Source organism: Bordetella parapertussis (assembly GCF_020735925.1).
In the GTDB taxonomy this organism is placed as follows: domain Bacteria; phylum Pseudomonadota; class Gammaproteobacteria; order Burkholderiales; family Burkholderiaceae_B; genus Bordetella; species Bordetella pertussis.
The window spans coordinates 4,277,522-4,290,047 of record NZ_CP085971.1 but is presented as its reverse complement, the minus strand read 5'-3'; the positions used below and the strand labels follow the sequence as shown (position 1 = coordinate 4,290,047).

The following is a 12,526-nucleotide window of genomic DNA, read 5'->3' as shown; positions in this document are numbered from 1 at the left end:
GATGGGCGCGCATCGTTTCGATTCCTCGGCCGAACCGCTGCTGCGCGCCGACGGCGTGACGCTGGAGTACAAGACGCCACGGCGCCGCGTGCGCGCCACGCATCGCGTCAGCTTCGACGTGCTGCCGGCCGATCGCTTCATCCTGTTGGGGCCGTCGGGCTGCGGAAAATCCACCCTGCTCAAGGCCGCGGCCGGTTTTCTGGCGCCAAGCGAGGGACAGTTCCTGCTCGACGGACGGCCGATAGACGCGCCGGGACCGGACCGGGTGGTGGTGTTCCAGGAGTTCGACCAGCTGCCGCCCTGGAAGACGGTGCGGGAAAACGTGGCGTTCGGCCTGGTGGCGGCGCGCCGCCTGCCGCGTGCGCAGGCGCTGGAGCGCGCCACGCACTATCTGGAGAAGGTCGGCCTGGGCGCGTTCGCCGATGCCTATCCGCATACCTTGTCGGGCGGCATGAAGCAGCGGGTGGCGATCGCGCGGGCCCTGGCGATGCAGCCGCGCATTCTGCTGATGGACGAGCCATTCGCCGCGCTCGACGCCTTGACGCGCCGGCGCATGCAGGAAGAGCTGCTGGGCTTGTGGGAGGACGCATCGTTCACGCTGCTGTTCGTCACCCATTCGATCGAAGAAGCGCTGGTGCTGGGCAACCGCATCCTGTTGCTGTCGCCGCATCCAGGGCGCGTGCGGGCGGAATTGAACGCGCAGCAGTTCGGACTGCACAGCATGGGTTCGGCCGCCTTCCAGGCTGCTGCCGCCCGCATCCACGGCCTGCTGTTCGACGTCGAGCCGCAAGCCGTGCCGCAACGGGCCGCCGCATGACGAACGCTACCCTGCCCTTGGCCATTGCGCGGCCCGAATACGAACAATCGTTGGCGCCCTTGCCGGCCGATATCGCGATACAGGCACCGTTGCCATGGCACGAACGCCTGCTGGGCCATGCGTGGCTGCGCAAAGTGCTGATCCTGCTCTTGCTGGCCCTGGCATGGGAAGCCATGGCGCGCTATACCGACAACGATCTGCTGTTGCCAGGCGCATGGCAGACTGCCCGGGCATTCTTCCAGGAGCTGGGCTCCGGACAATTGCCGGCGCGCGCCGCGCTCTCGTTTTCCGTGCTGTTCAAGGGCTATGCGGCCGGCGTGGCGCTGGCCTTCGTATTGACCACGCTGGCGGTATCGACGCGCTTTGGCCGCGATCTGCTCTCCACGCTGACGGCGATGTTCAATCCGCTGCCGGCCATTGCCTTGCTGCCGCTGGCCATGCTGTGGTTCGGCCTGGGCCAGGGCAGCCTGGTTTTCGTATTGATTCATTCCGTGCTGTGGGCAATGGCTGTGAATATGTACTCGGGCTTCCTGACGGTGTCGGAAACCCTGCGCATGGCGGGGCGCAACTACGGACTGACGGGCTTGCGCTATGTGCTGGGGATCCTGGTGCCGGCCGCGCTGCCTTCGATCCTGTCGGGCCTGCGCATTGCCTGGGCCTTTGCCTGGCGCACGTTGATCGCCGCCGAGCTGGTGTTCGGCGCGTCCAGCGGCAAAGGCGGGCTGGGCTGGTACATCTTCCAGAATCGCAACGAGTTATACACAGATCGCGTTTTCGCCGGCCTGGCCGCCGTGGTGCTGATCGGCCTGGCTGTGGAAAACCTGGTGTTCGACACGCTGGAGCGCGTGACGGTGCGCCGCTGGGGCATGCAGCGCTGAATGCCGCCGGCGGCCGGCCCGTTGCGGGCGCGGCCGCCTTGTGTCGCGGCGTCTACGCGGTTTACTTCAGGCCCAGGGCCTTGGCCACGCCCGCGGCATAGGCCGGGTCGGCACGGCGGAAGTGCTCGAGCTGGCGGCGCTGGATTTCCTCGGGCACGCCGGCCATGTGGCGGCCGATGTTGCCGAACAGCTGCTGTTTCTGGTCGTCGTTCATGAGACGGAACAGCGCGCCCGGCTGCGAGTAGTAGTCCTCGTCGACCCGATGGTTCCAGCGGTCGGCGGCCTGTCCGTCCAGCGCCAGCGGCGGTTCGGCTGCGTGCTTGGCTTCGCGCCATTCGCCGAAACTGTTGGGTTCGTAGTTCAGCGTGGCGCCGCCATTGCCGTCGACCCGGCCCATCCCGTCGCGATGGAAGCTGTGGAACGGGCAGCGCGGCGCATTGACGGGAATCTGATGGTGGTTGATGCCCAGGCGGTAGCGATGGGTGTCGCCGTACGAGAACAGGCGACCCTGCAGCATCTTGTCGGGCGAAAAGCCGATGCCCGGCACCACATTGGCCGGCGTGAACGCGGCCTGTTCGACTTCGGCGAAATAGTTCTCGGGGTTCTTGTTCAGTTCCAGCACGCCCACTTCGATCAAGGGGTAGTCGGCATGCGGCCACACCTTGGTCAGGTCGAACGGGTTGATGTGATAGGTGGCGGCCTCGGCTTCGGGCATTACCTGCACCTTGAGCGTCCAGCGCGGGAACTGGCCCTGCTCGATGTTCTGGAACAGGTCGCGCTGCGCGCTTTCGCGATCGCGGCCGACCAGCTCGGCGGCTTCGCCGTCCGTATAACAGGCGATGCCTTGCTGCGACTTGAAGTGGAACTTGACGTAGAAACGCTCGCCGGCGTCGTTGACGAAGCTGTAGGTATGCGAGCCGAAGCCGTGCTGCTGGCGATAGTTCTGCGGCAGTCCGCGATCGCTCATCAGGATGGTGACCTGGTGCAGCGATTCCGGGTTGAGCGACCAGAAGTCCCAGGCGGCGGTGGCGTTGCGCAGGTTGGTCTTGGGGTCGCGCTTCTGGGTATGGATGAAGTCGGGGAACTTGAGCGGATCGCGAATGAAGAACACGGGCGTGTTGTTGCCGACCAGGTCCCAGTTGCCTTCGTCGGTATAGAACTTGATGGCGAAGCCACGCACGTCACGTTCGGCGTCGGCCGCGCCGCGCTCGCCGGCCACGGTCGAAAAGCGCAGGAACAACGGCGTCTGCTTGCCGACTTCGGCGAAGATCCTGGCGCGCGTGTAGCGGGAAATGTCATGCGTGACCGTGAAGGTGCCATAGGCGCCCGAGCCTTTGGCGTGCACCACGCGCTCGGGAATGCGTTCACGGTCGAAGTGGGCCAGTTTCTCCAGGAACCAGACGTCCTGCAGCAGGGCGGGGCCGCGCGGCCCCGCCGTCATGGTGTTGTTGTTGTCGGCAACCGGCGCACCGGCGGCGGTAGTGAGGGTCTTGTTGGTCATTGCGTTCATCCTTCTCGGGGTACGGCACGCTAGGCCACGACGCGAACCCGCGGGTTCGCCCTGAAAACGCGCGCCACACGGTGGCGGCACGGCGCTTGCTCATCATAGGTGAGCTGACCGCCGTTAGGAAATTGATTACTTGATCCAGCGCAATAAATAAAAGCTAACTACGAGGGACGGTCCCCCTTCTTGCAACGCAACCGTCACATTCCCAGGACGAAAAAAAACGGCGCCCCGCAGGGCGCCGTTTCGTGGCTGGCTCGATCAGCGGTTGGCCGCTGCCGCGGCCTGGCGCTCCAGGTTGCGGGTGATGGTCCATTGCTGGGCGATCGACAGCGTGTTGTTGACACACCAGTACAGCACCAGGCCGGCCGGGAAGAAGAACATCATCCCGCCGAACACCAGCGGCATGATCATCATGACCTTGGCCTGCACGGGATCGGGCGGCGTGGGGTTGAGCTTGATCTGCAGGAACATGGTGGCCATCATGATGGCCGGCAGGATGAAGAACGGATCGCGCACGGAAAGGTCGTGCACCCAGAGGATCCACGGCGCGCCGCGCATCTCGACGCTGGCCAGCAGCACCCAGTACAGCGCGATGAACACCGGAATCTGCACCACCATGGGCAGGCAGCCGCCCAGCGGGTTGATCTTCTCGGTGCGGTACATCTCCATCATCGCCTGGTTCAGCTTCTGGCGATCGTCACCGTACTTCTCTTTCAGGGCCTGCAGGCGCGGGGCGACCTGCTTCATGCGGGCCATCGAGCGATAGCTTGCCGCGGCCAGCGGGAAGAACACCGCCTTGATGATGACCGTCAGGGCGACGATGGTCCAGCCCCAGTTGCCGAGCAGGCCGTGCAGCCAGGTCATGAGGGTGAACAGGGGCTTGGCGATGATGGTCAGCCAGCCGTAGTCGACCACCAGTTCCAGGCCCGGCGCAACCGCGGCCATGGCCTTCTGGTCCTGCGGGCCGACCCACAGGTGCGCGTCGACGTTGGCGCTGGAACCCGGGGCGATCGTGCCCACGGCTTCGATGGTGCGGGCCGCGTACAGGTTCTGCTGCACCTGCAGCAGTTCGTTGGTGCGCTGCTTGCCCTGGGCCGGGATCCAGGCCGTGGCGAAGTAGTGCTGCACGATGCCGATCCAGCCGTTGTCGGCCTGCTTGATGTACGTGCCCTTCTTCTTCTCGATGTCCGAGAAGGTGACCTTTTGGAACTTGTCCTGCTCGGAGTACACCGCGACGCCGGTGAACGTGTGATAGAAGCTGGAGGTGCCGGCCGGGTCGGTGCCGTCGCGCTCGAGCTGCAGATACAGGGCCGGACTGAGCGGCGCGCCGCCGGTATTGGCCATGGCGTGGCGCACGTCCACGTCGTAGCGGCCGCGATGCAGCGTGTATGTCTTGGTGACCTTCAGGCCGCCGGATTCCGCCTCGAACACCACATCCAGCGTGTCGCCGGTCAGCGAGCGCTCGCTGGACACCAGATGGAACGGCGTCTGGTGGGTGGGGAAGGATTCGCCTTGCGGCGCGCCGACCACGCCGGTCTGGGCCACATAGACCAGGTCGGCGGAGCGGTCCATCAGCACCGTGGGCTTGTCGCTCTGGCTGCTCGACGGGTACTTCAGCAGCTCGGCGCGGATCAGTTGCGCGCCGTTGGAGTCGAAAGTCAGGCGCAGCACGTCGGTGGTGATTACCACCTGCTCGGATTTGGCGGCCGCGGGCGCCGCAGCGCCCGGCACCGATGCCGCGGCGGGGGCGGCGGCCGGCGAGCTCGGGATCGACGCGGTGGACGAAGCCGCCGTGCCGTTCGCATCGGCCTTGGGCTGCTGCGTGGCGGCCGCTTCGGGGGCCGGCCCGCCAAAAAGCGACGGCTTGCCGTTATGGATTTGCCAGTTGTTCCAGAGGAGCAACAGCGAAAAAGAGAAAATCATCCAGAGGACGGTTCGTCGGATATCCATGGTGCCTGAGGAGTTGTAAGCGGTCCAGCAAAGCCCACGAGTGTAGCGTCAATCGGGTTCGGTGCGGTGGCGATGCGCGCAGCAGGCCTGCGCGCCGGCGCCGTGGCCGGGTGGTACGGGGTCGTATCCGCCCGGCGACCACGGGTGGCAGCGGCCGATACGGCGCGCCGCCAACCATAGACCGCGCCATGCGCCATGACGTTCAATGGCTTCGATGGCGTAGGCTGAGCAAGTCGGGGTGAAGCGGCACTGCCGGCCCACCCAGGGGCTGAGGAAGTACCGGTAAAACCGGATCGGGGCGATAAGCAGTCTCCTGATCATCGCGCTATCCGTGTGAAGTGAGCATCTACTTCGGCGCGCGCCGAGCGTTTCAGGGCCGTGAGGCTTGCCGGTGTCAGCTTGCTGTGCAGCCGCACCACGTAATCCTGGGCCGGCAGGGCAAGCCGGCGAGCCCGGAACGCTTCGCGGATGACCCGCTTCAAGGTATTGCGCGTCACGGCGCGGGCGGCAAAACGCTTGGCGATCACCAGGCCCAGGCGCGCGCGCGCCGGCTGGTCATCAGCAGGGGCACAGGGCGAGGCGCTGACAATAAAGAAAGCCCCTCGGGCCAGTCGCCGGCCTTTGAGGGCGGCGGCAAACTCGGAGGGGCGATGCAATCGCGCCTCCGCAGGGAGCGTGGCGCGCGGCATGGGTGACGTGACGGAGACTGGCGACGGGGCCGGCGGCGATGCTCCTGTTACAGGCAATCCGCCGATTCCGGGCAATCGTCCGTTGTCCGCCTGGATTAGACGGCCAGACGCTTGCGGCCCTTGGCGCGGCGGGCATTCAGAATGGCGCGGCCGGCACGGGTCTTCATGCGCACGCGAAAGCCGTGGGTGCGTTTGCGGCGGGTAACGGAAGGTTGGTAGGTGCGTTTCATGGACGATCCACAAAAAGAACAAAAGTCAGAAGGGACCTGCCCGACGGGGTTCCTGGCCAAGATCCGCGGCGGGTATCTGGATGGCTGCCTGCTGGCGCGCATGCTTGGGCAGCGCGGCAGGCAATCCAACAGACGGGGCCGAGGCGGCCGCACGGTTGGCGCCACTGGCTCGCCCCAGAGCATACACAATGAGGCGGCTTGCAAGTAGCGGCCAAGGCGTGGGCCTGGCTTCTCTTGGCTTCTTCTGGAACCTTCTGACAGACAGAATTCGGAAAAGCCCATCATTTCAGCAAGTTTTCTCTGTCTTGTCAAACAGTTAGGGGGGACCGAGCATTGCCGCGGTTTCCCGGCCTGTGGATAACCTACCCCCAGGCAGGGTAGAATCGAGGTTTGAACAAGAGCGACATGAAAGAATTCTGGCAGACCTGCGTCAGTCGTCTTGAGCAGGAACTCCCCCCCCAACAAATCAGCGCGTGGATCCGACCGCTGGTCCCGCTTGCGTATGACGAAGCGCAAGCGGTTCTGCGCGTGGCCGCGCCCAACCGCTTCAAGCTGGATTGGGTGCGGAAGAACTTTTCCCATCAGATCGAGGCGCTGGCCGCCGAGTGGTACCAGCGCCCGGTGCAGGTGACGTTCGAGCTGCCCGGCACCAGCTCCGCGCCACGCATACCGATGGCCGTGCCGCGCCCGGTGGCGGTCTCGGTGCCGGCCGTCGTTGCTGCGGTGCAGCAAGCATCGGAGCCTGCTCCGCCGGCGCCGGCAAGCGCCGACGCCGCGAACATCGTTTACGAGCGGTCGCGCCTGAACACGGATCTCACCTTCGAGAATTTCGTGACCGGCAAGGCCAACCAGCTGGCGCGCGCCGCGGCGCTGCAGGTGGCGGAGAATCCCGGCACGTCCTACAACCCGCTGTTCCTGTACGGCGGCGTGGGGCTGGGCAAGACCCACCTGATCCACGCCATCGGCAATGCCATGGTGGCCGCGGGGACCGGCGTGCGGGTGCGCTACGTGCATGCGGACCAATACGTCTCTGACGTGGTCAAGGCCTACCAGCGCAAGGCGTTCGACGATTTCAAGCGCTACTACCATTCGCTCGATCTGCTGCTGATCGACGATATCCAGTTCTTTTCCGGCAAGAATCGCACGCAGGAGGAGTTCTTCTATGCGTTCGAGGCGATGGTGGCGCAGCGCAAGCAGATCATCATCACCAGCGATACGTACCCGAAGGAGCTCTCGGGTATCGACAGCCGGTTGATTTCGCGGTTCGACTCCGGGCTGACCGTGGCCATCGAGCCGCCCGAACTCGAGATGCGCGTGGCGATCCTGCTGCGCAAGGCCGAGTCCGAAGGCGTGCCGATGCCCGAGGAAGTGGCGTTCTTCATCGCCAAGCACCTGCGCAGCAACGTACGCGAGCTGGAAGGCGCCTTGCGCAAGGTGCTGGCCTACGCGCGTTTCCATGGCCGCGACGTGCTGACGGTGGATGTCTGCAAGGAGGCCCTGAAGGACCTGCTTTCGGTGTCCAACGGCCAGATCACGGTCGAGAACATCCAGAAGACGGTTGCCGATTTCTACAAGATCAAGGTGGCCGACATGTACTCGAAACGCCGGCCGGCCAATATCGCCCTGCCGCGCCAGGTGGCGATGTACCTGGCCAAGGAGTTGACTCAGAAGAGCTTGCCGGAGATCGGCGACCTGTTCGGTGGACGAGACCACACCACCGTCCTGCACGCTGTGCGCAAGATCTCCGATGCCCGCGCCAAACAAGCCGAGCTTAACCATACCCTGCACGTGTTGGAACAAACTCTAAAAGGATGACCATGCAACTCGTACAAACCACACGCGATGCATTGCTGAAACCGCTGTCGACTGTGGCGGGCATCGTCGAAAGACGCCATACCCTGCCCATCCTGGCGAACATCCTGATGCGCAAAGAGGGCAACAAGGTGGCTTTCATCGCCACCGACCTCGAGGTCCAGATCACCACGCATGCCGACTTCGGCGTCGGCCCGGAGAACGAGTCCACCACGGTGGCGGCGCGCAAGCTGCTCGACATCCTGAAGGCCCTGCCGGACACCGGCGAGGTCAAGCTGGGCCTGGCCAGCAACAAGCTGTCGGTGCAGTCGGCCAAGAGCCGCTTCGCATTGCAGACGCTGGCGGCCAGCGAGTTCCCGACCGTGGCCCAGCCCGAACAGTGGGACGTGTCGTTGAGCATGCCGCAGCGCATGCTGCGCCACCTGTTCAACATGGTGCACTTCGCCATGGCCCAGCAGGATATCCGCTACTACCTCAATGGCATGCTGCTGGTGTTCGAGCCGGGCCGTGTGCGCGCCGTGGCCACCGACGGCCACCGCCTGGCGCACTGCGCCACCGAGGCCGACGGCATCGCCGAGCGCCATGAGGTCATCGTGCCGCGCAAGACGGTGCTGGAAATGCAGCGCCTGCTCGAGGACTCCGACGAGCCGGTGGCGCTGGACGTGGCGCCGGGCCAGATCCGTTTCCGTTTCGGCGACGTCGAGCTGGTGTCCAAGCTGGTCGAAGGCAAGTTTCCGGATTTCACGCGCGTGATTCCCACCAACTACACGCGCCAGTTCTCGGTCAGCCGCGAAGCCCTGCAAGGCAGCCTGCAGCGCGCCGCCATCCTGACCACCGACAAGTTCAAGGGCGTGCGCCTGCAGCTGGCGCAGCACCAGATGAAGATTTCGTCCTCCAACGCCGAGCAGGAAGAGGCGCAGGAAGAAATCGATATCGACTACAGCTTCGAGCCGCTGGACGTGGGCTTCAACGTCAGCTACCTGCTGGACGTGCTGAGCAACATCAAGGCCGAGAACGTGCAGTGGTCCGTCATGCCCGACGCCAACGCGTCGGCGCTCATCACCCTGTCCGACGACGAGCAGTTCAAATACGTCGTCATGCCCATGCGGATCTGATCCGCGACACAGATGGGTTTGTGCCGTTTGCGCGCGCTTGCGCGCGCGAACGGTGTGGCCGTGAGGCTGTTTTTTAAGGCGTTAAAGAATCGACATGTCAGATCAACAGAACACCACTCCCGAGAACACCGGCTATGGCGCCGATTCGATCAAGATGCTCAAGGGGCTGGAGGCCGTGCGCAAGCGCCCAGGCATGTACATCGGCGATACCTCCGATGGCACGGGCTTGCACCACATGGTGTTCGAAGTGGTCGACAACGCGATCGACGAGGCGCTGGCGGGCCATTGCGACGACATCGTCGTCACCATCCATACCGACAACTCGATCTCCGTCACCGACAACGGCCGCGGCATCCCGACCGACATCCACAAGGATGACGAGTTCGGCCGCAGCGCCGCCGAAATCGTGATGACCGAGCTGCACGCGGGCGGCAAGTTCGACCAGAACTCGTACAAGGTGTCGGGCGGCCTGCACGGCGTGGGCGTATCCTGCGTGAACGCCCTGTCCGAGTGGCTGCGCCTGACGATCCGCCGCAACGGCCAGGTGCATCAGATGGAATTCCGCCAGGGGCAGCGCGTCGCGCCCCTGACGGCGACCGGCCCGACCGACAAGCGCGGCACGGAAGTGCGTTTCCTGGCCGATCCGGCCATCTTCACCAACATCGAGTACCACTACGAGATTCTCTCGAAGCGCCTGCGCGAGCTGTCGTTCCTGAACAATGGCGTGAAGGTCCGCCTGGTCGACCAGCGCCAGGGCAAGGAGGAGAACTTTGCGTTCTCCGGCGGCGTGAAAGGGTTTGTCGAGTACATCAACCGCAGCAAGTCGGTGCTGCATCCCAACGTGTTCGCGGTCAGCGCCGAATCGTCGGCCGGCGGCGTGCTGGTGGGCGTGGAAGTGGCCATGCAGTGGAACGACAGCTACAGCGAAAGCGTGCTGTGTTTCACCAACAACATTCCGCAGCGCGACGGCGGCACGCACCTGACGGGCCTGCGCGCGGCCATGACGCGCGTGCTCAACAAGTACATCGCCGACAACGAGCTGGCCAAGAAGGCCAAGGTCGAGACTACCGGCGACGACATGCGCGAAGGCCTGGCCTGCGTGCTGTCGGTGAAGGTGCCCGAGCCCAAGTTCAGCAGCCAGACCAAGGACAAGCTGGTCTCCAGCGAAGTGCGTCCGGCCGTCGAGGACGCGGTGGCGCGCACGCTGGAAACCTGGCTGCTGGAGCACCCCAACGACGCCAAGGCGCTGTGCGGCAAGATCGTCGAGGCCGCGCGTGCGCGCGAGGCGGCGCGCAAGGCGCGCGAGATGACGCGCCGCAAGAGCGTGCTGGAAGGCGCCGGCCTGCCCGGCAAGCTGGCCGACTGTCAGGAAAAGGACCCGGCGCTGTGCGAGCTGTACATCGTCGAGGGCGATTCGGCAGGCGGTTCGGCCAAGCAGGGCCGCGACCGCAAGTTCCAGGCCATCCTGCCCCTGCGCGGCAAGGTGCTCAACGTCGAGAAGGCGCGTTTTGACCGCCTCATCGCCAGCGAGCAGATCGCCACGCTGATCACGGCCCTGGGCACCAGCATCGGCCCCGATTTCAATATCGACAAGCTGCGCTACCACCGCCTGATCATCATGACCGACGCGGACGTGGACGGCGCGCACATCCGCACGCTGCTGCTGACGCTGCTGTATCGCCAGATGCCCGAGCTGGTGGCGCGCGGCCACGTCTATATCGCGCAGCCGCCGCTGTACAAGGTCAAGGTCGGCCGCGACGAGCGCTACCTGAAGGATGACCAGGAAGAAGCGCAATTCATGCTGCAACTGGCGCTCAAGGACGCCGAGCTGATTCCCAGCCAGGGCGCCGCCCCGATCCGTGGCGAGGCGCTCAACGAACTGGCGCGCCAGTACGTGCTGGCCGACGCGGTCATTTCCCGCCTGTCGCGCGTGTTCGACGTGGCCGCGCTGTCGGCGCTGGCCGAAGGCGTCGAGATCGACCTCGAGGACGCCGAACGCACCAAGGCATCGGCGCAGCGCCTGTCCGACGCGTTGCACGCGGCCAGCCCCGCCAATGGCGTGGAAGTGGTGGCCGAGTACGACGACGTGGCCGAAAAGCACCGCCTGGCGGTGCGCCGCATGCACCACGGCAACGTGCGTGTCAGCGTGCTGGATGCGGACTTCGTGCGCGACGCCGACTACGCGGTGCTGGCCAAGTCGGCCAAGACGTTCCTGGGCCTGGTCGGCGCCGGCGCCATCGTGGCGCGTGGCGAAGGCGACAAGCGCAAGGAACAGTTCGTGTCCGATTTCCGCGAGGCCATGCAATGGTTGCGCGGCGAAGCCGAGCGCGGCCTGAGCAAGCAGCGCTACAAGGGCCTGGGCGAAATGAACCCGGAGCAGTTGTGGGAAACCACGATGGACCCGAAGGTGCGCCGCCTGCTGCGGGTGCAGATCGAAGATGCCATCGCGGCGGACGAGGTCTTCACCACGCTGATGGGCGACGACGTCGAGCCGCGCCGCGCGTTCATCGAAACGCATGCGCTGTCGGCGGGCAACATCGACGCCTGACGCGCTTCTTGCCGTCGTACGCAAAGAGGCTGCCGTGAGGCAGCCTCTTTTGCTTGGGGGCGTGGCAGGTGCGGCCGCAGCGGACGTTGGCCGATACGCGTGCGCGGCCGCGCGCTTCAGGCGCCGCAGATGGCGTAGGCGGCCTTGAGCATCTGCGGCACGATTTCCGCTACCAGGCGCGCGCGCGGATATTCGTCGGCCGCCGCCGTGACGCTGATGGCCGCCAGCGGCTGGCGCCGTTCGTCGCGCAGCAGGGTGGCCACGCCCATCTGGTTGAGCAGCACCTGGTCCTGCGTGATGGCGTAGCCGTCCTCGCGGGCCTGGCGGATCTCGGCCAGCAGCGCCTGGGGGTCGGTCTGCGTGCGCGGCGTGTAGGGCTGCGGCGCGGCGCGTGCCAGCAGGTCGCGCACGCTGGCATCGTCGCGCTGCGACAGCAGCATGCGGCCCGCGCTGTTGCTCCAGGCCGGTATGCGCCGGCCCGGCAACATCTCCACCAGCGTCAACTGGCGGCTCGGCAGCCGCAGCAGGTAGATCATGTCGTCGCCGCTCAGCACGCTCATGTTGACCGCCAGCCCGCAATGCTCGCGCAAGGCGACCAGATGCGGCGCGGCCAGCGATACCAGGTGGTCGCTGCGCAGGAAGTAATAGCTCAGTTCCACCACCTTGGGACCGAGCCGATAGCGGCGCGATTGCGGATCCTTGGCCAGGTAGCCCAGCGCTTCCCAGGTGTGGGTAAAGCGCTGCGCGGCGCTTTTGCCCATGCCGGTGAGCTGCACGATGTCGGTGAGGCTGAGCGAGTCGCGCGCGGCATCGAAAGCCTCCAGCACGCGCATGCCTTTTTCCACGGAAGCGACATACAGGGGGTGGTCGGCACGCTCGGCAAGCAAAGCGGCGGCGGCAGCGGGCATGGGCGTTTCCAGAGGCGCGGCTACTTGTTTACCCGCATTGTGCACAGGCAGGCAGCCGCCGTATAAATACGT

General features: G+C 65.4%; 11 protein-coding genes. 5 read left to right on the top strand and 6 right to left on the bottom strand.

From position 1 onward, the window contains the following. Position 1 precedes the first annotated feature (1 nt). Both LK409_RS20280 and LK409_RS20275 read left to right on the top strand, forming a co-directional pair. Complete coding sequence (locus tag LK409_RS20280; protein WP_003816032.1) at positions 2-817, top strand: ABC transporter ATP-binding protein; 816 nt, start codon at positions 2-4, stop codon at positions 815-817. Beyond that, a complete protein-coding gene (locus tag LK409_RS20275) occupies positions 814-1,695 on the top strand; it encodes an ABC transporter permease (protein WP_010927255.1) in 882 nt (293 codons plus the stop codon). Before LK409_RS20280 ends, LK409_RS20275 begins: the two co-directional genes overlap by 4 nt. Before the next feature lie 61 nt (positions 1,696-1,756). Here LK409_RS20275 and LK409_RS20270 read toward each other — a convergent pair whose 3' ends face one another. The 5 genes from LK409_RS20270 to rpmH form a co-directional block, all read right to left on the bottom strand. Continuing rightward, positions 1,757-3,196, bottom strand: a complete 1,440-nt coding sequence (locus LK409_RS20270; protein WP_003816030.1) for a catalase — start codon at positions 3,194-3,196, stop codon at positions 1,757-1,759. A 264-nt stretch (positions 3,197-3,460) separates the two neighbouring features. Then, positions 3,461-5,152 carry a membrane protein insertase YidC gene (yidC, locus tag LK409_RS20265; protein WP_010929555.1) on the bottom strand — a complete coding sequence of 564 codons (1,692 nt, stop codon included), beginning with the start codon at positions 5,150-5,152 and terminating at the stop codon, positions 3,461-3,463. A 48-nt stretch (positions 5,153-5,200) separates the two neighbouring features. Further along, positions 5,201-5,473, bottom strand: a complete 273-nt coding sequence (gene yidD / locus LK409_RS20260; protein WP_003816027.1) for a membrane protein insertion efficiency factor YidD — start codon at positions 5,471-5,473, stop codon at positions 5,201-5,203. Then, on the bottom strand, positions 5,470-5,841 hold the full coding sequence (locus LK409_RS20255; protein ID WP_003816026.1) for a ribonuclease P protein component: 372 nt from the start codon (positions 5,839-5,841) through the stop codon (positions 5,470-5,472). Before LK409_RS20255 ends, yidD begins: the two co-directional genes overlap by 4 nt. A gap of 95 nt (positions 5,842-5,936) precedes the next feature. Continuing rightward, complete coding sequence (rpmH, locus tag LK409_RS20250) at positions 5,937-6,071, bottom strand: 50S ribosomal protein L34 (RefSeq protein WP_003816025.1); 135 nt, start codon at positions 6,069-6,071, stop codon at positions 5,937-5,939. A 405-nt stretch (positions 6,072-6,476) separates the two neighbouring features. Between rpmH and dnaA the strand changes: the two genes are divergently transcribed. The 3 genes from dnaA (at position 6,477) to gyrB (ending at position 11,546) form a co-directional block, all read left to right on the top strand. After that, positions 6,477-7,886 carry a chromosomal replication initiator protein DnaA gene (gene dnaA / locus LK409_RS20245; RefSeq protein ID WP_010929554.1) on the top strand — a complete coding sequence of 470 codons (1,410 nt, stop codon included), beginning with the start codon at positions 6,477-6,479 and terminating at the stop codon, positions 7,884-7,886. Between the two features lie 2 nt (positions 7,887-7,888). Beyond that, positions 7,889-8,998: a DNA polymerase III subunit beta gene (gene dnaN, locus LK409_RS20240; RefSeq protein WP_041937469.1), complete on the top strand. Its 1,110-nt coding sequence runs from the start codon at positions 7,889-7,891 to the stop codon at positions 8,996-8,998. Between the two features lie 94 nt (positions 8,999-9,092). Beyond that, on the top strand, positions 9,093-11,546 hold the full coding sequence (gene gyrB / locus LK409_RS20235) for a DNA topoisomerase (ATP-hydrolyzing) subunit B (protein ID WP_010929552.1): 2,454 nt from the start codon (positions 9,093-9,095) through the stop codon (positions 11,544-11,546). A 116-nt stretch (positions 11,547-11,662) separates the two neighbouring features. Here gyrB and LK409_RS20230 read toward each other — a convergent pair whose 3' ends face one another. After that, entirely contained in the window at positions 11,663-12,454 is a 792-nt protein-coding gene (locus tag LK409_RS20230) for an IclR family transcriptional regulator (RefSeq protein ID WP_010929551.1), read from the bottom strand. Positions 12,455-12,526: the final 72 nt, after the last annotated feature.

Coding starts and splice junctions, on each gene's coding strand:
- LK409_RS20275 (WP_010927255.1), top strand. CDS start 814: ATGACGAACGCTACCCTGCCCTTGGCCATTGCGCGGCCCGAATACGAA.
- LK409_RS20230 (WP_010929551.1), bottom strand. CDS start 12,454: ATGCCCGCTGCCGCCGCCGCTTTGCTTGCCGAGCGTGCCGACCACCCC.
- yidD (WP_003816027.1), bottom strand. CDS start 5,473: ATGATCAGGAGACTGCTTATCGCCCCGATCCGGTTTTACCGGTACTTC.
- LK409_RS20255 (WP_003816026.1), bottom strand. CDS start 5,841: ATGCCGCGCGCCACGCTCCCTGCGGAGGCGCGATTGCATCGCCCCTCC.
- rpmH (WP_003816025.1), bottom strand. CDS start 6,071: ATGAAACGCACCTACCAACCTTCCGTTACCCGCCGCAAACGCACCCAC.
- yidC (WP_010929555.1), bottom strand. CDS start 5,152: ATGGATATCCGACGAACCGTCCTCTGGATGATTTTCTCTTTTTCGCTG.
- LK409_RS20280 (WP_003816032.1), top strand. CDS start 2: ATGGGCGCGCATCGTTTCGATTCCTCGGCCGAACCGCTGCTGCGCGCC.
- LK409_RS20270 (WP_003816030.1), bottom strand. CDS start 3,196: ATGACCAACAAGACCCTCACTACCGCCGCCGGTGCGCCGGTTGCCGAC.
- dnaN (WP_041937469.1), top strand. CDS start 7,889: ATGCAACTCGTACAAACCACACGCGATGCATTGCTGAAACCGCTGTCG.
- gyrB (WP_010929552.1), top strand. CDS start 9,093: ATGTCAGATCAACAGAACACCACTCCCGAGAACACCGGCTATGGCGCC.
- dnaA (WP_010929554.1), top strand. CDS start 6,477: ATGAAAGAATTCTGGCAGACCTGCGTCAGTCGTCTTGAGCAGGAACTC.